The sequence below is a fragment of the Bradyrhizobium sp. NBAIM01 genome (assembly GCF_020194115.1).
Lineage (GTDB): Bacteria > Pseudomonadota > Alphaproteobacteria > Rhizobiales > Xanthobacteraceae > Bradyrhizobium > Bradyrhizobium yuanmingense.
Genome location: NZ_JADYVU010000003.1, coordinates 838792 through 857311 on the forward strand (window position 1 = coordinate 838792; position 18520 = coordinate 857311).

General features: G+C 65.3%; 22 protein-coding genes. 14 read left to right on the forward strand and 8 right to left on the reverse strand.

Annotated elements, in window-relative coordinates:
- Positions 1–54: 54 nt before the first annotated feature.
- Complete coding sequence (locus I6F31_RS14945) at positions 55–1068, reverse strand: zinc-binding alcohol dehydrogenase family protein (RefSeq protein ID WP_225185620.1); 1014 nt, start codon at positions 1066–1068, stop codon at positions 55–57.
- 123 nt (positions 1069–1191) lie between these two features.
- Between I6F31_RS14945 and I6F31_RS14950 the strand changes: the two genes are divergently transcribed.
- A complete protein-coding gene (locus I6F31_RS14950; RefSeq protein WP_057029641.1) occupies positions 1192–1566 on the forward strand; it encodes a helix-turn-helix domain-containing protein in 375 nt (124 codons plus the stop codon).
- A 159-nt stretch (positions 1567–1725) separates the two neighbouring features.
- Here the strand turns inward: I6F31_RS14950 and I6F31_RS14955 are convergent, their stop codons facing one another.
- Positions 1726–3339, reverse strand: coding sequence for an OprO/OprP family phosphate-selective porin (locus I6F31_RS14955; RefSeq protein ID WP_225185621.1), 1614 nt, complete (start codon positions 3337–3339; stop codon positions 1726–1728).
- Positions 3340–3651: 312 nt separating this feature from the next.
- Between I6F31_RS14955 and I6F31_RS14960 the strand changes: the two genes are divergently transcribed.
- The 8 genes from I6F31_RS14960 (at position 3652) to blaOXA (ending at position 11677) form a co-directional block, all read left to right on the forward strand.
- Positions 3652–5058, forward strand: a complete 1407-nt coding sequence (locus I6F31_RS14960; protein ID WP_225185622.1) for a DegQ family serine endoprotease — start codon at positions 3652–3654, stop codon at positions 5056–5058.
- Positions 5055–6392 (forward strand): replication-associated recombination protein A, encoded by a 1338-nt coding sequence (locus I6F31_RS14965; protein WP_225113222.1) that lies wholly within the window; start codon positions 5055–5057, stop codon positions 6390–6392. The genes I6F31_RS14960 and I6F31_RS14965 overlap by 4 nt, the downstream gene beginning before the upstream one ends.
- 52 nt (positions 6393–6444) lie before the next feature.
- The gene (locus I6F31_RS14970) at positions 6445–7659 is read left to right on the forward strand and encodes an RluA family pseudouridine synthase (RefSeq protein ID WP_036041468.1); all 1215 of its coding nucleotides are present in this window, start codon (positions 6445–6447) and stop codon (positions 7657–7659) included.
- 41 nt (positions 7660–7700) lie between these two features.
- Positions 7701–8000, forward strand: a complete 300-nt coding sequence (locus I6F31_RS14975) for a hypothetical protein (protein WP_225185623.1) — start codon at positions 7701–7703, stop codon at positions 7998–8000.
- A gap of 74 nt (positions 8001–8074) precedes the next feature.
- Entirely contained in the window at positions 8075–8866 is a 792-nt protein-coding gene (locus I6F31_RS14980; protein ID WP_225185624.1) for an ATP12 family protein, read from the forward strand.
- A 56-nt stretch (positions 8867–8922) separates the two neighbouring features.
- Complete coding sequence (locus tag I6F31_RS14985) at positions 8923–10524, forward strand: flagellar hook-length control protein FliK (protein WP_225185625.1); 1602 nt, start codon at positions 8923–8925, stop codon at positions 10522–10524.
- Entirely contained in the window at positions 10521–10784 is a 264-nt protein-coding gene (locus tag I6F31_RS14990; protein ID WP_225185626.1) for an EscU/YscU/HrcU family type III secretion system export apparatus switch protein, read from the forward strand. The genes I6F31_RS14985 and I6F31_RS14990 overlap by 4 nt, the downstream gene beginning before the upstream one ends.
- A 74-nt stretch (positions 10785–10858) precedes the next feature.
- Positions 10859–11677 (forward strand): class D beta-lactamase, encoded by an 819-nt coding sequence (blaOXA, locus tag I6F31_RS14995; protein ID WP_225185627.1) that lies wholly within the window; start codon positions 10859–10861, stop codon positions 11675–11677.
- A 48-nt stretch (positions 11678–11725) separates the two neighbouring features.
- Here blaOXA and I6F31_RS15000 read toward each other — a convergent pair whose 3' ends face one another.
- The 3 genes from I6F31_RS15000 to I6F31_RS15010 all read right to left on the reverse strand — a co-directional run bounded on the left by I6F31_RS15000 (position 11726) and on the right by I6F31_RS15010 (position 13608).
- The gene (locus tag I6F31_RS15000) at positions 11726–12163 is read right to left on the reverse strand and encodes a hypothetical protein (protein WP_057029649.1); all 438 of its coding nucleotides are present in this window, start codon (positions 12161–12163) and stop codon (positions 11726–11728) included.
- Between the two features lie 191 nt (positions 12164–12354).
- On the reverse strand, positions 12355–12945 hold the full coding sequence (locus I6F31_RS15005; protein WP_225185628.1) for a hypothetical protein: 591 nt from the start codon (positions 12943–12945) through the stop codon (positions 12355–12357).
- 258 nt (positions 12946–13203) lie between these two features.
- Entirely contained in the window at positions 13204–13608 is a 405-nt protein-coding gene (locus I6F31_RS15010) for a DUF4260 domain-containing protein (protein WP_225185629.1), read from the reverse strand.
- A 140-nt stretch (positions 13609–13748) separates the two neighbouring features.
- Between I6F31_RS15010 and I6F31_RS15015 the strand changes: the two genes are divergently transcribed.
- Genes I6F31_RS15015 through I6F31_RS15025 form a run of 3 tightly spaced genes read left to right on the forward strand, consistent with a single transcriptional unit; the run spans position 13749 to position 16081 of the window.
- On the forward strand, positions 13749–15281 hold the full coding sequence (locus tag I6F31_RS15015; RefSeq protein WP_128264731.1) for an acyl-CoA carboxylase subunit beta: 1533 nt from the start codon (positions 13749–13751) through the stop codon (positions 15279–15281).
- A gap of 15 nt (positions 15282–15296) precedes the next feature.
- Positions 15297–15737 (forward strand): hypothetical protein, encoded by a 441-nt coding sequence (locus I6F31_RS15020; protein ID WP_225185630.1) that lies wholly within the window; start codon positions 15297–15299, stop codon positions 15735–15737.
- Complete coding sequence (locus tag I6F31_RS15025; protein WP_225185631.1) at positions 15734–16081, forward strand: hypothetical protein; 348 nt, start codon at positions 15734–15736, stop codon at positions 16079–16081. The genes I6F31_RS15020 and I6F31_RS15025 overlap by 4 nt, the downstream gene beginning before the upstream one ends.
- 121 nt (positions 16082–16202) lie before the next feature.
- Here I6F31_RS15025 and I6F31_RS15030 read toward each other — a convergent pair whose 3' ends face one another.
- Together I6F31_RS15030 and I6F31_RS15035 are read right to left on the reverse strand one after the other, a co-directional pair.
- Positions 16203–16355: a hypothetical protein gene (locus I6F31_RS15030; protein WP_193374987.1), complete on the reverse strand. Its 153-nt coding sequence runs from the start codon at positions 16353–16355 to the stop codon at positions 16203–16205.
- 75 nt (positions 16356–16430) lie between these two features.
- Positions 16431–17084, reverse strand: coding sequence for a glutathione S-transferase family protein (locus I6F31_RS15035; protein WP_225185632.1), 654 nt, complete (start codon positions 17082–17084; stop codon positions 16431–16433).
- A 130-nt stretch (positions 17085–17214) separates the two neighbouring features.
- Here I6F31_RS15035 and I6F31_RS15040 point away from each other — a divergent pair, with 130 nt between their 5' ends.
- Both I6F31_RS15040 and I6F31_RS15045 read left to right on the forward strand, forming a co-directional pair.
- Complete coding sequence (locus I6F31_RS15040) at positions 17215–17529, forward strand: hypothetical protein (protein ID WP_225185633.1); 315 nt, start codon at positions 17215–17217, stop codon at positions 17527–17529.
- Between the two features lie 142 nt (positions 17530–17671).
- On the forward strand, positions 17672–17959 hold the full coding sequence (locus I6F31_RS15045) for a twin-arginine translocation signal domain-containing protein (RefSeq protein ID WP_074448158.1): 288 nt from the start codon (positions 17672–17674) through the stop codon (positions 17957–17959).
- Positions 17960–18109: 150 nt separating this feature from the next.
- On the opposite strand, the gene I6F31_RS15050 is transcribed toward I6F31_RS15045, so the two are convergent.
- A complete protein-coding gene (locus tag I6F31_RS15050) occupies positions 18110–18361 on the reverse strand; it encodes a hypothetical protein (protein WP_036011098.1) in 252 nt (83 codons plus the stop codon).
- Positions 18362–18520: the final 159 nt, after the last annotated feature.

The window sequence follows — 18520 nt, forward strand, 5'->3', positions numbered from 1 at the left end:
GGTCGGCCCTCTTGTCCGGGACCGCAGACGCATGATGCATCAATCGTGCCAAGCCTACCATCCCTCCAGCACGATCTTGCCGCGCGACTTGCCGCTCTCCAGCAGCGCGTGCGCGCGCTTCAGGTTGGCTGCGTTGATTGTGCCGAAGGTCCGGTCGAGCGTGGTGCGCAACACGCCCTTGTCGATGAGGTCAGCGACATCATTGAGCAGATGATGCTGCGCGATCATGTCAGGGGTCTGGAACGAGGAGCGCGTGAACATCGATTCCCAGTGCACCGAGATTGCCTTGCCCTTGAATGCGGCAATCGTGAACTCCGGAGGATCATCGATCAGGCCGAACTTGCCCTGCGGTGCCATGAATTCCGCAATCGCCTTGTAGTGCTGGTCGGTAAAGGTGAGGCTGGCCACGAGTGCGACCGGCGGCAGGTTCAGTTTCTCGATCTGCTCCTTCATCGGCTTGCCATGGTCGATCACCGCATGCGCGCCGAGATCGAGGCACCATTTCTGCGACTCCGGCCGTGTCGCGGTGGCGAGCACCGTCAGCCCGGTGAGGCGGCGGGCGAGCTGGATCAGGATCGAGCCGACGCCGCCGGCGCCGCCCGTGATCAAGAGGGTACGCGGATCGACGCTCTTGCCCGGCACCGCACCGAGCCGGTCGAACAGCAGCTCCCAGGCGGTGATCGAGGTGAGGGGAAGAGCGGCGGCTTGGGCGAACGACAGGCTCTTCGGTTTGGCGCCGACGATGCGCTCGTCGACCAGATGGAATTCGGCGTTGGTGCCCTGACGCAGGATCGAGCCCGCGTAGAACACCTCGTCCCCTGGCTTGAACAGCGTGACCTCAGACCCGACCGCATCGACCACGCCGGCCGCGTCATAGCCGAGGATCTTGGTCTCGCCCTCGGGCGGGGCGGCGCGCTTGCGCACTTTGTAGTCGACCGGATTGGCCGAGATCGCTTTCACCGCGACGCGGATGTCGCGCCCTTTGGGGTCGGGTTTAGCGGTCTCGAAATCGAACAGTGATTCCGCGTCCTCGATCGGAAGCGATTTCTTGTAGCCGACGGCTTTCATGGCGTGTCTCCATCAGATGGCTTTGTTCGCCCGCTGCCCTAACTGTCGCTCTGGCTCCTATTTGGCAAGTACTGTAAATTTGGGGATACAGTCCCTGTTTGGATACTATTGGGAAAAAGCCGCATGAAACGCCGTAACTTCGCCCGCCGTCCAGGCTGCTCGGTCGAGGCGACGCTGGACCTGATCGACGGCAAGTGGAAGGGCGTGATCCTCTACCACCTGCAGAGCGGCACCCAGCGCTTCGGCGAATTGCGCCGCCGGATGCCTGGCATCACCCAGCGCATGCTGACGAAGCAGCTGCGCGCGCTGGAGGAAGACAAGCTCGTCATCCGCAAGGTCTATGCCGAGGTGCCGCCGCGCGTGGAGTATTGCCTGTCCGAGCTGGGCGAGAGCCTGAGGCCCGTGATCGACATCCTGAAGGCCTGGGGCGAGAGCCACCAGGAGCGGTTGTCCTGCGCGCCGCCGCCCGTGGTCGTGAAGAAGAAGCGCGCGGCGTGATTTGGAGAAAGCAGGCGGTGCGGTTCGTTACCTCTCCCCGACGGGGAGAGGTCGAATTGCGAAGCAATTCGGGTGAGGGGGCGCCGTCATCCTCGATGGAACGTAACCCCTCACCCGCGCCTTCGGCGCGACCTCTCCCAATGGGAGATGTGTAGAGTCTCAGAACGCGAACTGCGTGCGCATCGCGACCGCGTCGAACTTCGAGCCGACGTCGGCGGTCGAGATCGGCGAGGCCTGTCGCGACACCGTGCCGTGCAGATAGTCGAGCATAAAGCGCACGTTGCCGTTGACGTACCAGTTGAGCGCGAGCGTATAGACGGTCTGCCGGCCGCCTGCGACGCCGCTCGCGGTCGCGAGCTGATCGTTGAGGTCGATCGTCGAGAACCGTCCTGCGATCTCCCACGCGCCCCAGCCGCCGCCGTCGAGCGAGAACGGATGCGCCGGCTTGACGCCGCTATAGGCCGCGTTCGCCGCATTGTAGGAGCGGCCTTCGCCGGTCAGCACATAGCCGGCCTGCGCATAGCCGCCCTGGAATTTCAGGCTCGGTGCACCCGTCAGCGGCACGGCCGTGTTGGCGGTACGATCGACATTGTACCAGAAATACTCGCCCTGGACGATGAACGGACCGTAGGTCGCCGCCGCCTCGACGCTGTAGACCTGCGCGCCCGAGGCATTGGCGATAGCGCCGGTCGAGATCAGCGTGGTCGGGTCGAGACGCAATTCCGGACGATCGCTGAGCGTGACCGTCTGGGTGTTGGCGATGAGATTGCGCGGCGGCTGGATCAGCCATTGCGCATTGGCGCCGATATGCACCGAGTAGTCCTTAGTGCTGATCGGATTGCCGGCGACGCGCGCCACGGCACCATATTGCTCGCTGGTGCCGGGCGGCGCCGCGCTCGAGGCGGAATGGATCGCACCAGTCGTCGGTCCCGTGACATAGCCGCCGATCCAGAGCTGGTCGTTGAACCAGCGCGCACCGGCTGCGGAACGGAAGTCACCGGCGGCGATGTTGGTCGCGATCACGCCGGGCGAGGCGCGCTCCATGAACATGATGTCGTTGGAGCTCGTGGCTTCATCCATGGTGTAGGGCAGGTCCATGATGCCGGCCTCGATCGCCATCTTGCCGCCGAACGGCTTCAGGCCGGTATAACTGATATAGGCGTTCTCGACGCCGGAGACGCCGCCGCCGGGCAGCGATCCCGGCGCGGCGCCGCCAAATCCGTCGGACGAGCCGCCGAAATCGTAGACCAGTGCGAAATTCCAATCGTGGAAGAACTTGCCGGTGACACCGATGCGCGCGCGGCGGACGTTCTGGCCGCTATCGAGCTTTTGCGGCACGGTGGCCGCGGTGTTGGGACGATAGTCATAGCCGCCGACGTCCCAATGCAGGCGGCTGGTGATGGCGACGCAGTTGGCCTGGTCGGCGGTGCAGATCGTCGGCCGGTTGTTCGGCATCGTCACGACGACGCCGGACGCCGGCGCCGGCCCCTTGACGGGGATTGCCGCGTTGGCATTGGCCACCGCGGCCTTTGCCTCCGCGCGCGCCTCGGCCTTTGCCTCTGCCTTGGCCTCGACTTTCGCCTTTGCTGTGGCCGCCGTGTTCGCCGCGGTCTGGCTCTGCAGCTTGTCGAGCTTCTGCTCGAGCATCTTCAACTGCTGCTTCAACAGCGCGATCTCCTGCTCGCTGCTGCTTGCCGACTGGGCCTGGGCCTGCGAGGCCGCCAGCGCGCCGGCGAGACCAATCGCGGTGGCCGCAATTCTTGTTCTGCTCACGTTACGCTCCATCATCTGACTGTTTTCCCCAAGTCGCGAACGGAGAGCCTAGGTGTGATCGATGACTGCCCCGCGACGCTGCGAGCGGTTGCGTCGGTTCCCACTGATGCAAATTCGCCGCAACCGAATCCGCTTCACACCACCATGCAAGATGACGCACATCATGCCAATCCGCCGCCGGGCAAATGGCCGATTCGCACGGCACCCTTGCATGCCGGACACGGCTGCGAAGGGACCGAATATTGCCCGCCGGCGGCCTTCTATTGGGAGGCGAACGCGCCTATATTCCGGCGTCTTTTCCAAGAGGTAGGAATGTTTCGAGCGACCTGGACTGCCGCCCTTACGGCGCTGTGCGTAGCCTTCTCGGCCACCTTCAATCCGACTGCTGCGCAGGACCGTCGGGTCCCGTCGTCGCCGGCCGAGCTGCGGATGTCCTATGCGCCGATCGTGCAGCGGGTGCAGCCGGCGGTCGTCAACGTCTATGCCGCAAAGGTGGTGCAGAACCGCAATCCGCTACTGGACGATCCGATCTTCCGCCGCTTCTTCGGCGTCCCGGGCCAGCAGCCCGAGCAGATGCAGCGCTCGCTCGGCTCCGGCGTCATCGTCGATACCTCCGGCCTCGTCGTCACCAACGTCCACGTCATCGAGGGCGCCGACCAGGTGAAGGTGTCGCTGTCGGACAAGCGCGAGTTCGAGGCCGAGATCCTGCTCAAGGATTCCCGGACCGATCTCGCCGTGCTGCGCCTGAAGGACAGCAAGGAGAAGTTCCCGACGCTGGACTTCACCAATTCCGATGAGCTCTTGGTCGGCGACGTCGTGCTCGCGATCGGCAATCCGTTCGGCGTCGGCCAGACCGTGACCCAGGGTATCATTTCGGCGCTGGCGCGCACGCAAGTGGGCATCACCGACTATCAGTTCTTCATTCAGACCGATGCGGCGATCAACCCGGGCAATTCCGGCGGCGCGCTGGTCGACATGGGTGGCAAGCTCGCCGGCATCAATACCGCGATCTATTCGCGCTCCGGCGGCTCGCAAGGCATCGGCTTTGCGATTCCCGCCAACATGGTGCGCGTCGTCGTCGCCTCCGCCAAGAGCGGCGGCAAGGCGGTGAAGCGGCCCTGGCTCGGTGCGAAATTGCAGGCGGTGACGCCCGACATCGCCGAGAGCCTCGGCTTGCGCTCGCCGACCGGTGCGCTGGTCGCGAGCGTGGTGTCGAACGGTCCGGCGGCGAAAGCCGGCCTGAAATCCTCCGACCTCATCACCGGGATCGACGGCCAGATCGTGGATGATCCCAACGCCTTCGACTATCGCTTCGCAACCCGTCCGCTCGGCGGCACCGCGCAGCTCGACGTGCAGCGCGGCGGCAAGTCGGTGAAGCTGACGGTGGCGCTGGAGACCGCGCCCGACACCGGGCGCAACGAGCTCGTCGTCACCGCGCGGTCGCCGTTCCAGGGCGCGAAGGTTTCGACCATCACGCCGGCCGTCGCCGATGAGCTGCGTCTGGATGCCGACACTGAAGGCGTCGTGATCACCGATATCGGCGGCGATACCGCGGCTGCGAGTGTCGGCTTCCAGAAGGGCGACATCATCCTGGCCGTCAACAATCAGAAGATCAGCAAGACCGGCGACCTCGAGAAGGCTGCAGGTGAACGGGCACGGATCTGGCGCATCACGCTGGTGCGTGGTGGCCAGCAGATCAACGTCACGCTGGGCGGATGAGTCCGAAGCGACCAACGGAGACACCGACTCTCTTTGCTGCGGCGGGGCTCGATCACGATGCTCCGCATCCGCTGCCGGACCGGCTGCGCCCGCGTGCGCTGTCGGAGGTCGTCGGCCAGGATCACATCCTCGGCCCCGATGGTGCGCTGACGCGCATGCTGGAAACGCGCACGCTCGGCTCGCTGGTGTTCTGGGGCCCGCCCGGCACCGGCAAGACCACGGTGGCGCGGCTCCTGGCTGACGCGACGGATCTGCATTTCGAGCAGATCTCTGCGGTGTTCTCTGGCGTCGCCGACCTCAAGAAAGCGTTCGATGCCGCGCGCGCCCGTCGCGAGATGGGCAAGGGCACGCTGCTCTTCGTCGATGAGGTGCACAGATTCAACCGCGCCCAGCAGGACTCCTTTCTGCCGGTGATGGAAGACGGCACTGTCGTCATGGTCGGCGCCACCACCGAGAACCCGTCCTTTGAGCTCAATGCGGCGTTGCTCTCGCGTGCGCGCGTGCTGGTGTTTCGCTCGCTCGATGCCGCCGCGATCGAAAAGCTGTTCGTGCATGCCGAAGCCGTCGAGGGCAGGAAGCTGCCACTCGATGCGGAGGCGCGCGCGGTGCTGGTGCGCATGGCCGACGGCGATGGCCGTGCGTCGTTGACGCTCGCCGAAGAAGTCTGGCGTTCGGCGCGGGCGGACGAGATTTTCAATGCCGCGCAGCTGCAGGAGATTCTGCAGCGCCGCGCGCCGATCTACGACAAATCGGCCGACGGCCACTACAATCTCATCTCGGCGCTGCATAAATCGGTGCGCGGCTCCGATCCCGATGCCGCGCTGTATTACCTCGCGCGCATGCTGGACGCTGGCGAGGACCCGCTGTTCCTGGCCCGCCGCGTCGTGCGCATGGCGGTCGAGGACATCGGGCTGGCCGATCCGCAGGCGCTCGTCATCGCCAATGCCGCCAAGGACGCCTTCGACTTCCTCGGCCATCCCGAGGGCGAGCTCGCCATCGCCCAGGCCGTGGTCTATCTCGCCACCGCGCCGAAATCGAACGCGGTCTACACCGCCTTTGGCAGCGCGATGCAGGTCGCCAAGCAGGCCGGCTCGCTGCTACCGCCAAAGCACATCCTCAATTCCCCGACCAAGCTGATGAAGTCGGAAGGCTACGGCTCCGGCTACGCATACGACCACGACGCGCCGGACGCCTTCTCCGGCCAGGACTACTTCCCGGAGGCCCTGGGACGTCAGACCTTCTACGACCCGCCCGAGCGCGGTTTTGAACGCGAGATCAGGAAGCGGCTGGATTACTGGGCCAAGCTGCGCAAGGAGCGGGGCGGCTCGCCCTAGAAGCGGCCATTTCGTCGTGACGGAAGGCCGCTTTTAGGGTACGCAGGCAACCATGAGCCGCCGCATCAAGAGAATGAACCCAAAGCCGCGCTCGCGTGACGAGCGCGACGACTCGCGGCCGCATCAGGCGCGTAGCGCGAAGAAGGCCGGACCGCGTCCGGGTGGCAAGCCCGGCGGTAAGCCGCCGCGCTTTGTTGGCGAGCGCGCCGAGCGGCGTCCGCCCAAAGCGGTCCAGGAGAGGCCTGCGCCTGAAAAGTCCGTCGAGGCGCTGCTACCGACCAAGGTGCAGACCGTCACGGTCACGGCCGACGAGAACAACATGCGCGTGGATCGATTCCTCGAGGCGCGCTTTCCCGGCCTGTCGTTCTCCCACATCCAGCGCGTCGTACGCAAAGGCGAGCTGCGCGTCGACGGCAAGCGCGTCGACAGCAAAGACCGGCTGGAGGAGGGACAGAGCGTCCGTATCCCGCCGCTCAAGCTCGATGCGCCGAAGGTCGTCGGCGAGCTCTCGGAGGCCGCGCAGAAGACGCTGAAGGCGCTGAAGGAGATGACGATCTGGGAGGACGACGACGTCCTCGTCCTGAACAAGCCGGCCGGCCTTGCCGTGCAGGGTGGCTCGGGCATGACGCGGCACATCGACCAGATGCTTGAGGTGATGCGCGATGCCAAAGGCCAGAAGCCGCGTCTCGTCCACCGTATCGATCGCGAGACCTCGGGCTGTCTCCTGATCGCCAAGACGCGCTTCGCTGCCTCACACCTGACCGGCGCGTTCCGCTCGCGCTCGGCGCGAAAGGTCTATTGGGCCTTGGTGCCGGGCCTGCCGAAGCCGAAGCAGGGGCGCATCTCGACCTTCCTTGCGAAGGAGGAGGGCGAGGACGACACCATCATGCGCATCGCCCAGCATGGCGATGAGGGCGCCAGCCACGCGGTGACGTACTACGCCGTGGTCGAGACCGCCGGCAACAAGCTGACCTGGGTGTCGCTGAAGCCGGTGACGGGCCGCACCCACCAGCTGCGCGCCCACATGGCCCATATCGGCCATCCCATCGTCGGCGATCCCAAATATTTCAACATCGAGAACTGGCAGCTGCCGGGCGGCTTGCAGAACCGGCTGCATCTGCTCGCACGCCGGATCGTCATCCCGCATCCGCGCGGCGGCGTGATCGACGCCACCGCGCCGTTGCCGCCGCACATGCAGCAGTCGTGGAACCTGCTGGGTCTGGACGCAACCAGATTTGATCCGATCGAGAACGCGCCTGAAGAATAGTGAGGTTGAATAGGGGCGGCTGGCGCACGACATGTTCCCCCATGAGACGATTGTCGATCTGCTTTGCGCTCTTGGCTACTCTGTTGGTAGAGCCGGCCGCCTGCGCGCAATATGTCTCGCCGGACGCATCGCGGCTCGCTCCACCGCTGCCTGCGCCGCCACCGCCGCCGAAGATCGAGGTGCCCAAGGTTCCGCAGTTTGACGCGCCGCCGCGCTACAACTACCAGCCGCTCCCGCGCAATTCGTTCAGCGATCGCGTCACGAAATATCTTCACGACGGCGCAGCCGCAGGACTGGGGCCGGCCGATCGCGGCACGTACGCGCGCATGTGTGCGAACTAGCAGCACTCCTGGTCCTACTGGCGAGGCCGTGACGACACTGGTAATTCGACTGACGACAGGAACAAAAAAACGACATGCGCGAATTGTTCGAAGAAGCTGCGGGGCAGCCCCCGCCTGATCCCCGGGAATCGGCGCGCGCGTCCGCGCGCACGCTGCTGCGCAATCGCTTCTACAAGGAGGCCGGCGTCGTCGATGCCGAGGGCGGCTTCGCCATCACTCTCGACGGCAAGCCGATCCGTACGCCCTCCGGCCGCCAATTGGTGATCCCGACGCGCGCGCTCGCAGATAGTGTCGCCGCGGAATGGTCCGCCCAAGGCGAGGCGATCGATCCCGTGACCATGCCGTTGACGCGCATCGCCAACAGCGTGGTCGAGGGCGTTGTCGATCGCGTCGAGCTCGTCAGCGACGACCTCGCCAAATATTTCGAGTCTGACCTGCTGTTCTATCGTGCCGGCCATCCTGAGGGACTGGTCGCCCGGGAGGCCGCGCATTGGGATCCTGTGCTGTCCTGGGCGGCGCAGACGCTGGGTGCGCATTTCATCCTGTCCGAAGGCGTCATGCACGTGAAGCAGCCGGACGAGGCGGTGAAGGCCGCACGGGCCGCGCTGCCCGGCGACCCCTGGTCGGTCGCCGCGCTCCACATGGTGACCACCCTGACCGGATCGGCGCTGCTCGCGCTGGCGCTGGACCAGGACGTGCGCGATGCCGACCAGGTCTGGGCCGCCGCCCATGTCGACGAGGACTGGAACGTCGAGCAATGGGGCTTGGACGAGGAGGCGGCCGCCCGCCGCGCCGCCCGCCTGAAGGATTTCCAGGCCGCTGCGACGGTTCTGGCGGCGGTGAAGCCGCCGGCCGTGCCAGGTTAACGAGAGGTTTACGAGGCAGCGGTTACGGTAGCCAGCATTCCCCTAGGGCTGCCGAGATGCCGACGCCGGTCACCCCCATCGCTCCCGTCAACGCTGCCAGCCGCCCGGCTGATGCGGCGACGCCGGATCTCGTGCTGCAAGCCGGCAGTGTCGTCGATGCCAGGGTGGTCAGCGTGCTCGCCGACAATCTGGTGCGGATCGCGATCGCCAACCTGGCGATGGACGTGATGTCGGAGGTGGCGTTGACGCCGGGGCAGAATCTCCAGCTCGCGGTCTCGCAGAGCAACGGCACCATTCGCCTCGCGGTCATGGGTGGGGCAGGCGAGGCGGCGGGAGATCAGGTCACGCTGACGCCGCGCGCGGCCTCGCTGGTGGAGAGCCCGCCGCTGGCGCCGTCGGGGGCCACGGCACGGAACACCCTCACTCCGTCCGAGCAGGTCGCCGTTCAGACGGCCTCTGCCGACGCCGCGACCAAACAGGGCAGCCAGGCAGCGCTGTTCGCCAACCTGGCCTCCGTCGTGACGAACAGCAAACTGCCTGCAGGGCTGAAGCAGGCGGTGCTCGATGTGCTGGCGCAGCAGACGCCGCTCAACACCGCCCTCGACGGCGGCGATATCGAATCCGCGTTCCAGAAGTCAGGGCTGTTTCTCGAGGCGTCATTGGCCGCAGGCACAACGCCGTCCTCCGGCACGATCCCGGACTTGAAGGCCGCTCTGCTGGTGTTGCGCCAGACCTTGGCATCGACCTCCGGCGCGCCGCAAGCAACTGCGCCAGGTGTGGCGCTGCCGGCGAGTGCTGCGGCAACGACGCAGACCGCAGCCTCCGCGCTGGCGGGCGAAACGGCCCAAGCGGCGTTGCCGGAACTCGCCCAACCGGCGCAAGCGTCGCGCGGTGCGCTCGCTGTCGCCGTGCTGGCCCATGCGGCGGGGAACAATCCGCAAGCCTTGGTGTCGCGCACCATGTCCGGGGGCCTTGCCGCGAGCCTGCTGCAGGAGGTCACGGAAAACCTGCCGCGCCTGACCGGCAACGTGCCGGGCTCCAACAAGTCCGTGCCGGACGCCCATATCTTCGAGGCGGCCGCACATACGGCACCTCCGCCAGTCCGCGGTGCGCTGCCGGCACCTCAGTCCATCGCCGCGCCATCGCTCGCACCGGATACGCCGCTGGCTGCGACCGTGCATCGCCTGCTCGACGACACCGATGCCGCGATCGCGCGGCAGACGCTGCTGCAAATCGCATCGCTTCCCGATCGCACCGACGCCAGCGGCCACCGCATCGATCCGGCCGTGCCGCAGTGGAATTTCGAGATTCCGTTCGCGACCCCGCAAGGTACCGCGATGGCGCAGTTCGAGATCTCGCGCGATGGCGGCAATGAGTCGGACGATGCCGCCAAGCGCACCTGGCGCGCACGCTTCTCGCTCAATGTCGAGCCGGTCGGACCCGTGCATGCGCTGATCACGCTGAACGGCGACAAGACCTTCGTACGGATGTGGGCGGAGCGGCCGGCCACGGCGCAGCAGCTCCGCGCCGGCATCGGTGAGCTCAGCCAGGCCTTGACCAAGGCCGAGCTCAAGCCCGGTGATATCGTGGTCCGCGACGGCACGCCGCCGCCACCGGCGCCGGCCCGCGCCGGCCACTTCCTGGATCGCGCCACATGAGCGATCCGTCGAAGCTCGCGATCGCGCTGCATTACGAGAAGGGATCCGGCGCGCCCGTCGTCGTCGCCAAGGGCAAGGGCACGATCGGCGAAAAGATCGTCGAGATGGCCAAGGCCCACGACATTCCGATCGAGGAGAACGAGGTCCTGGCCGGCGCGCTGTCGAAGGTCGAGCTCGGCGACGAGATCCCGCCGGATCTCTACAAGGCCGTCGCCGAGGTGCTGGTGTTCGTGCTGCGGCTGTCGGGCCGGGGGCGGTAAGAACAACCTGTCATCGTTTCAACACTTAGCGGCTGCATGGTCGCGCTGGTTTTCGCTGCTCACGGATATCGCTTTTGCTGACCCGCCGTTCCACCCTCGGCCTCCTCGCCGCAACCGCGATCCTGCCTGGACGCGCGCGCGCCCATGTCGCGCCGCCGCGCAATGAAATCCGCGACGCTCTTGCAAAGCGCTTCACCGATCTCGGCACGTCGGGCACCTTCGTCGGCTACAAGGTCGAGGACTATCTGATCGTCGCCAGCGACAAGGAGCGCTCGGGCGAGGGCAAGTTGCCGGCCTCGACCTTCAAGATTCCCAACTCGCTGATTGCGCTCGAGGCCGGTGTCGTCACTGACCCCGACAAGGACGTGTTTGCCTGGGACGGCGTCAAGCGGCCGATCGAGACCTGGAACAAGGATCACACGCTGCGCAGCGCGATCGCGGTGAGCGCGGTGCCGGTCTATCAGGAGATCGCGCGCCGCATCGGCGAGGTGCGTATGCAGCAATATGTCGACGCGTTCGACTATGGCAATCGCGACATCGGCGGCGGCATCGACCAGTTCTGGCTCACCGGGGCCTTGCGCATCGATCCGGTCGAGCAAGTCGATTTCGTCGACCGGCTGCGCCGCCGCGCGCTGCCGATCTCGAAGCGCAGCCAGGATCTCGTCGCCGACATCCTGCCGGCGACCAAGGTCGGCAACGCCGTCATCCGCGCCAAATCTGGTCTCCTGGGCGCCGAGCGCGGCGAGCCGTCGCTCGGCTGGATGGTCGGCTGGGCCGAGAAGGGCGAGGCACATACCGTGTTCGCGCTCAACATGGATTGCAAAGAGCCACGGCACATCGAGGCTCGCATGACGCTGACGCAAGCCTGCCTTGCCGAGATCGGCGCGATCTAGCGCGACCGTGTGGTTGATGGAGAAGCAACCCGATCCCACACGGTCAGCTTAAGCGCGCGGTTGCAGATCAGCCGGCACCTGAACCTCGGTCGTCGCAATCAGGCGCCAATCGGCGAGCGCGGCCAAACGGTGGGGCTCGGCCTCACGCCGGTAATCGGAGCTCAAGACGATCGCTCGAAAGGTCGCGAAGTCAGGGTAACGGACGATTGCGGCGTCGTGCCAGGCTTCGCCTTGCGCGGCCACCAGCAGAGCTCCCACAGATCCAAGCCAAGTTGGCCTGACCCCTTGCGGAGTCGCGATCTTGCGAAATGCGGGGACATAGCGCGTAAAATAGGCTTCGCGGCCGCTACAGGCCGGAAGCTCGGACTTGTCCCGGTACAAGGCCTCATTCCGATAACGGAGAAGATTGATCATGAAGATAGGTTGATCTCCGGGCAGGCTCGAGCCTGCCATCGCGAGTGATGCATTATCGATATCGACGAACATTGTTCTCTCCGGTCGCGGGGTATTGCTGCGCTGATATCGCTTTCGAACGCCCGGCCTTGTAGTGGATTCGGTGTCACCGCTATGATGACGTCATGGCAACACCACGCAGCCATCGGCAACTCCTCGGCTATTCTGAGCGCCAACCCGGCGGTCCAGCTCGAGCTGAAAGTCGACGATTTCGGGGACGGAGTTCAGGCGTTGTCGGGTTTTGCCGTGAGCGCCCGGTCAGTCGCAAAGCCGCCGATCTCGCTCATGGCCTGCGAGATCGGATCACCGCGCCGGGTAAAGCCGCTGGAGAGATAATCGAACTGCGTCCGCGCCAGCCGCAGCACTTCGATCGGCACCGAGACCGCGGTCTCGTTGAGGCTGTCGACGGAGGCGCGCAAGCTGTCGAGCTCCGTCGTGAGCTTGCCGATATGTCTCTCGGCATGCTGCATCAGCTCGAGCAGCTTGCCGCGCTCGGCATCGAAGGCGGCGCGCTCGGCTGCGGTCGCGGCGGTGAGCTCGGCGAGCTGTGCCCGCAGCGCCGCGATCTGGCCGACCATGGCGTCGGAGGCGAGTTCGGCGGACTCGCGCAGCACGGCGCTGCGCGTGCTCTCTTCCTGCGCCTGATGATAGAGCCGCTCGGCCGACATCGCCCGCTGGCTCAGCGTCTCGATCATGCTGGCTGCGCGCAGCAGCATCTCGCCGTTCCGCCCCGACACCATGCCGGCCATGCGGCGCAGGAAGTCGATCGTTTCGGACGCTGGGTTCGGCGGCAAGGGGACGACCGTCGCGGACATCTCGGTGATGCCAGTAGGTAGACGCTGGAGCTAGGGCATGATGATCACCGCCGTACCGATTGGGCTCACGCAACATTCGGCGCCTGATCTGACTCGGAGCAAGCCTGAATCGGTCGGCCCGGTCAACCCGCTGGTGCGACAAATGCGGTCCTGTAGCCCGGATGGAGCGCAGCGAAATCCGGGGGAATCGCGCCCGCGCTGCACCGTCCCGGATTACGCTCCGCTCCATCCGGGCTACGCACTCAGCCGGAAGGGAGATCAGGAGTCCCTCTGCCGCCCAATCCGCCCCAGGTGGGTGAAGCCGAACCCGGCGGAATATTTCAGGCCGTAGCCGAGCGCCCGGTCGATGCCGATATGGGCAAGCCAGATCAAGGCGATGGAGAGGGTGAGGGGCGAGGCGAGGGCGAAGCCCAGCGTCAGCAGCGCCACCGGCACCAAGTAGCTGTGGGCGGCGTTGTAGACCATCGCGCCGAACCTGGCGTCGGACAGGTAGGCCAGGAAGCTCAGATCGGGTACGAAGAACAGCAGCGCAAACACCAGCCACGACCCGTCCCAGGCCGTATAGAGCGTCACCATCCCTGCAAACAGGGTGAGGCCCTCCAGCCGCAGCAGGATGTTGACGCCGCCTGTTGCAGCGCCCGTCTCGGCCGTTCCTTCGCTCACGCTCGCCTCCTGGGCAAAACTTTGTAATTCCTTGCGCTTTCCCGCTGCGGCAGGGCAGCCCTGCGACCGCGAAAGCGGCTTTCCGGGCCGCAAAATGCCGTGTTAGAACCCGCCCATCACTTAAGAACTGGCGGGAGCAAATGAAACACATCCTGGACGCCCTTGAAGATCGTCGTGCCGGCGCAAAGCTCGGCGGCGGGGAGAAGCGCATCGAGGCGCAGCACGCCCGCGGCAAGCTGACGGCCCGCGAGCGCATCGAGCTTCTGCTCGACAAGGGATCGTTCGAGGAGTTCGACATGTTCGTCGAGCACCGCTCCACCGAGTTCGGCATGGAGAAGAGCAAGGTGCCGGGCGACGGCGTCGTCACCGGCTGGGGCACCGTCAACGGCCGCAAGACTTTTGTGTTTGCCAAAGACTTCACGGTGTTCGGCGGCTCACTCTCGGAAACGCATGCGCTGAAGATCACGAAGCTCCAGGACATGGCGATGAAGGCGAGGGCGCCCATCATCGGCCTCTATGACGCCGGCGGCGCCCGCATCCAGGAAGGCGTCGCCGCGCTCGCCGGCTATTCCTACGTCTTCCGCCGCAACGTGCTTGCCTCGGGCGTGATCCCGCAGATCTCCGTCATCATGGGCCCCTGCGCCGGCGGCGACGTCTATTCGCCTGCGATGACCGACTTCATCTTCATGGTGAAGAACACCAGCTACATGTTCGTCACCGGCCCGGACGTGGTGAAGACCGTGACCAACGAGGTCGTGACGGCCGAGGAGCTCGGCGGCGCCTCGGTGCACGCGACGCGCTCCTCGATCGCCGACGGCGCTTTCGAGAATGACGTCGAGACGCTGTTGCAGATGCGCCGCCTGATCGACTTCCTGCCCTCCAACAACACCGACGGCGTGCCGGAATGGCCGAGCTTCGATGACATCGAGCGGGTCGACATGTCGCTCGACACGCTGATCCCCGACAATCCGAACAAGCCCTACGACATGAAGGAGCTGATCCTGAAGGTCGTGGACGAGGGCGACTTCTTCGAGATCGCGGAAGCCTTCGCCAAGAACATCGTCACCGGCTTTGGACGCATCGCCGGGCGCACCGTCGGCTTCGTCGCCAACCAGCCGATGGTGCTGGCCGGCGTGCTCGACAGCGACGCATCGCGCAAGGCGGCACGCTTTGTTCGTTTTTGTGATGCCTTCAACATTCCGATCGTCACCTTCGTCGACGTCCCCGGCTTCCTGCCCGGCACCGCGCAGGAATATGGCGGCCTGATCAAGCACGGCGCCAAGCTCCTGTTCGCCTACTCGCAATGCACCGTGCCGCTCGTCACCATCATCACCCGCAAGGCCTATGGCGGCGCCTTCGACGTCATGGCCTCCAAGGAGATCGGCGCCGACATGAATTACGCCTGGCCGACCGCCCAGATCGCGGTGATGGGCGCCAAGGGCGCGGTCGAGATCATCTTCCGCAGTGACATCGGCGACCCCGACAAGATCGCCGCCCGCACCAAGGAATACGAGGATCGCTTCCTGTCCCCCTTTATCGCCGCCGAGCGCGGCTACATCGACGACGTCATCATGCCGCATTCGACAAGAAAGCGCATCGCCCGGGCGCTGGCGATGCTGAAGGACAAGAAGACGGAAATGCCCGCGAAGAAGCACGACAATTTGCCGTTGTGAGACGGCGTAACCCGGATGAGCGAAAGCGACATCCGGGTTCTTATTCAGGTCCCGCATGTCGCTTCGCTCATGCGGGCTACTGTTCGGAAGCAGGGGAGTGCAGTGACGCCGCGCCGTCGGTCGGAAAAGCAAATTCTCGAAGAGTTGGAAGCAGGCCGCGAGCACCTACTCTCGGCGCCGGCCTCACGGAGGTTGCTATCACTGCTTCGGCGACGTCTGCAATCCATCACTCGGAACGTCTACGTCCTGCGCCATATTCAAGAGCAGACCGAGGACTTGTACGACATCCTCATTGATGGTGCGACTGTCATTCACATCGAGCTTCCGCGCGATGCGAGCAGCACAGAGATTGTCTTCGAGAAAAGCGGCGTCAAGGAGTACTTGGAGACCCGCAGGGGCATTACGAAGCCGAATCGTCGTAGACTAGAACTTGCGCTCGAGCTTGCCCAACGATGACCGAAGACGATCCGACCGACGAAATCTCCGACATCGAAGATCGCATCGAGCGGCTCGCCGAGATCGCCGAGCGCTGCCGGAAGTACATCCTGGCGTCCAAGATCGCGATCGGCGGCGGGGCGGCGCTGCTGCTCGTGACGATCCTCGGGCTGTTCGGCTTCGGTCAGACTGCCGCGCTCGGATCGATCGCGCTGGTGCTGGGCGGGATCGTCTCGCTCGGCTCGAACGTCTCGACGTTGCGGCAGACGGAGGAGGCCATCAGTGCTGCGGAGGCGCGGCGGGCGGCCTTGATCGGTAGCATTGACCTGCGCCTGGTCGCCGATGCGCCGCTAAAGCTGGTGTGATGCGTAGGGTGGATTAGCGACAGCGTAATCCACCAAGGTTCGCGTCACTGGATGGAGAAGTGGCGGATTACGCTGTCGCTAATCCGCCCTACGCATCAGACGCCTCCAGCGCCAGCAAGCCTCACGCGGCCTGCTTGACTGTCAGCTCCGACAATTCGGCGCGGCATTCGGCGGCGTAGGCCTGGAGCCGGTCGGCGGTCTGCCGGTCGAGGATGGCCTTGGCCAACCGCTCGGCGCGGGCGATCTGTCGCTTGAGATATTCGATGCGGACCATGGGTCACCTGTCGAATTGAATCGTTCCGATGCCGGCGACTCTATGCCAAGCACAGCATCGATTATGTGAGGTGCATCACGCCCCGCGCGCCTTATCCGCCGCGGCGAAATGCGCCAGCTGGTCGGCGTGGGCCTTGGCGAACGCCGGACGTCCGGTGGCGCGCGCGACGTAAGCGCGGCAGGCAGGACTATCCGTCAGCCCGTTGAAACCATCGACGACGCGCAGCACGTCCGCCATCAGGATGTCGGCGACGGAGAAGGAGCCCGCCAGCCATTCGCGGCTGGCCAGCACCGCCTCGAGATGCTTGAGCCGAAGCTTGAGGAAGTCGTCCACGAATTTCCATGCTGCCGTGTCGGTCGGATGTCCCATGAATTTGGACATGCCCCAGGGCAGGCTGGCCATCTCCACCGAATTGAGCGCCGCGAACACCCACTCCGCCGCTTCAGTGCGGCCGCGCGGGTCCTTTGGCATCAGCCTCTCGCTGAGGCCGCCGAGATGCAGCAGGATCGCGCCGGTCTCGAAGATCGAGAGGTCGCCGTCGGTCAGCCACGGAACCTGGCCGAACGGCTGGTGGGCGAAGTGCGCGGGCCCGCGGTCGTCGAATGGCACGCTGGCGACGCGATAGGGCAAGGCGGCTTCTTCGAGGGCCCAGCGCACGCGGAAGTCGCGCACGAAGCCTCGCGGCGCTGCGGGAACCCAATCGAAGGTGGTCAGGGTGAGCTCGGCCATTTGCTGTCTCCGTGTGCCGGTTCAACGCAAAGGACGAACGAAGGGCGCCCGTTCCGACATCCAGGCCAACTCTTTTTGTCGCCGGCGGCTTAACCGGCTAGGCTCGCCCCAAACAACAGGAGGAAATCCGATGCCAGCAGCCTTCTTCGTCGTTCGCGCCGTCGTCTCCGACGCCGAAAAGCGCGCTGCGTTCGACCGGTGGTACGAGACGGAACACTTGCCCGACGCAGTGAAGGCCTTCGGCGTGAGCAAGGCGTGGCGGTTCTGGAGCCTCGACGATCCCTCGCTGCACCAGGCGATGTATCAGTTCGATGACGAGGCCAAGCTGAACGCGATGCTGAAAGGTGACGCGCTGAAAAAGCTCGTCACCGACTTCAACCGCGACTGGCCCGACGTGAAGCGCTCGCGCGAGACGCTGGTGCTGGCGCAGGAGTTCGCGACGTAGCGAGGTTCTGTAACCCGGACGGAGTTACGAATTCTTCATCTCGGCTCGCATGAATCTGAACGCCGGCTTCAGCTTCGGTTCATGGCGTTGCGGCGACATTCCTTCTGCATCACGTGCACGATGATCCAAGAAGGAAGAAACGATGGAGCGCCGGAACTTTTTGAAACTTGCCTTGGGATTGACGGCGGGCGCCGCTGCCTTCGCCGCGACCGCGGCACAGGCCGCGCCGCTGTCACCGCAGCCGCTCGCTGATCCCACTCACGCGCCGCAAGGCAATCCCGACGCTCATCCCGCTGTCACGACCAGTGAGGAAGCTGCGCAACTCGCTCCTGAGCAGGTTCACTGGCGTGGGCGTGGCCGCCACTGGGGCTGGCACCGCCGTCATTGGCGCCGGCACCGTCGGCGCTGGCGCCGCCGCCATTATTGGTAAGCTCGCGACCATTCGCGGACTCAACGGGGATCGCCGCTGGCGGTCCCCGTTTCTTTTCTGGAGACGCCCGGCTCCGTGGGCGAAAGTCAGAGCCCCAAAAGAAAATGGCCGCAGCGGATGCCGCGCGGCCATTCTGGAGTGCGAAGAAGATCAGTAAGGACGGCAGCGGCCGGCGTACCAGCGGAAGCCGTAGGGGCAGACGCGCGCGCGGGGCACCACGACGACCGGCGGGGCGACCACCACGGGGGCGGGGCGCACGACGACTGCGCCACGCATCGGGCGGCACTGACCATAGGGGCCGCGATAAAACCCTCGGCCGCAGCCCTCGGCGGCGCTGGCCGCCTCGCTGAAACCGACGACGGCCGCGCTGGCGAGCATGACGGCGGCTAACAGGTATTTCATTTTTGATCTTCCTTCTCGTCCTGGGGGCAGGCTTAGGGGGATGGCGCTTGTGGCGCACAATGAATCAACAGACACGATTCGACACGTTAAAATTGGAGAAACGTGCCGGCACGTCGCGATCCAAACCTGCCAATCATGACCTGAATGCGGCATGAACGT

What these genes read in the sequence shown, in the direction of transcription:
- I6F31_RS15050 (WP_036011098.1), bottom strand. Translation starts at nt 18,361, where the DNA reads ATGAAATACCTGTTAGCCGCCGTCATGCTCGCCAGCGCGGCCGTCGTC.
- I6F31_RS15040 (WP_225185633.1), top strand. Translation starts at nt 17,215, where the DNA reads ATGCCAGCAGCCTTCTTCGTCGTTCGCGCCGTCGTCTCCGACGCCGAA.
- I6F31_RS14985 (WP_225185625.1), top strand. Translation starts at nt 8,923, where the DNA reads ATGCCGACGCCGGTCACCCCCATCGCTCCCGTCAACGCTGCCAGCCGC.
- I6F31_RS15020 (WP_225185630.1), top strand. Translation starts at nt 15,297, where the DNA reads ATGAGCGAAAGCGACATCCGGGTTCTTATTCAGGTCCCGCATGTCGCT.
- I6F31_RS14945 (WP_225185620.1), bottom strand. Translation starts at nt 1,068, where the DNA reads ATGAAAGCCGTCGGCTACAAGAAATCGCTTCCGATCGAGGACGCGGAA.
- I6F31_RS15045 (WP_074448158.1), top strand. Translation starts at nt 17,672, where the DNA reads ATGGAGCGCCGGAACTTTTTGAAACTTGCCTTGGGATTGACGGCGGGC.
- I6F31_RS15030 (WP_193374987.1), bottom strand. Translation starts at nt 16,355, where the DNA reads ATGGTCCGCATCGAATATCTCAAGCGACAGATCGCCCGCGCCGAGCGG.
- I6F31_RS14975 (WP_225185623.1), top strand. Translation starts at nt 7,701, where the DNA reads ATGAGACGATTGTCGATCTGCTTTGCGCTCTTGGCTACTCTGTTGGTA.
- I6F31_RS15015 (WP_128264731.1), top strand. Translation starts at nt 13,749, where the DNA reads ATGAAACACATCCTGGACGCCCTTGAAGATCGTCGTGCCGGCGCAAAG.
- I6F31_RS15005 (WP_225185628.1), bottom strand. Translation starts at nt 12,945, where the DNA reads ATGTCCGCGACGGTCGTCCCCTTGCCGCCGAACCCAGCGTCCGAAACG.
- I6F31_RS14950 (WP_057029641.1), top strand. Translation starts at nt 1,192, where the DNA reads ATGAAACGCCGTAACTTCGCCCGCCGTCCAGGCTGCTCGGTCGAGGCG.
- I6F31_RS14990 (WP_225185626.1), top strand. Translation starts at nt 10,521, where the DNA reads ATGAGCGATCCGTCGAAGCTCGCGATCGCGCTGCATTACGAGAAGGGA.
- I6F31_RS15025 (WP_225185631.1), top strand. Translation starts at nt 15,734, where the DNA reads ATGACCGAAGACGATCCGACCGACGAAATCTCCGACATCGAAGATCGC.
- I6F31_RS14965 (WP_225113222.1), top strand. Translation starts at nt 5,055, where the DNA reads ATGAGTCCGAAGCGACCAACGGAGACACCGACTCTCTTTGCTGCGGCG.
- I6F31_RS14970 (WP_036041468.1), top strand. Translation starts at nt 6,445, where the DNA reads ATGAGCCGCCGCATCAAGAGAATGAACCCAAAGCCGCGCTCGCGTGAC.
- I6F31_RS14960 (WP_225185622.1), top strand. Translation starts at nt 3,652, where the DNA reads ATGTTTCGAGCGACCTGGACTGCCGCCCTTACGGCGCTGTGCGTAGCC.
- I6F31_RS14980 (WP_225185624.1), top strand. Translation starts at nt 8,075, where the DNA reads ATGCGCGAATTGTTCGAAGAAGCTGCGGGGCAGCCCCCGCCTGATCCC.
- I6F31_RS15035 (WP_225185632.1), bottom strand. Translation starts at nt 17,084, where the DNA reads ATGGCCGAGCTCACCCTGACCACCTTCGATTGGGTTCCCGCAGCGCCG.
- I6F31_RS15000 (WP_057029649.1), bottom strand. Translation starts at nt 12,163, where the DNA reads ATGTTCGTCGATATCGATAATGCATCACTCGCGATGGCAGGCTCGAGC.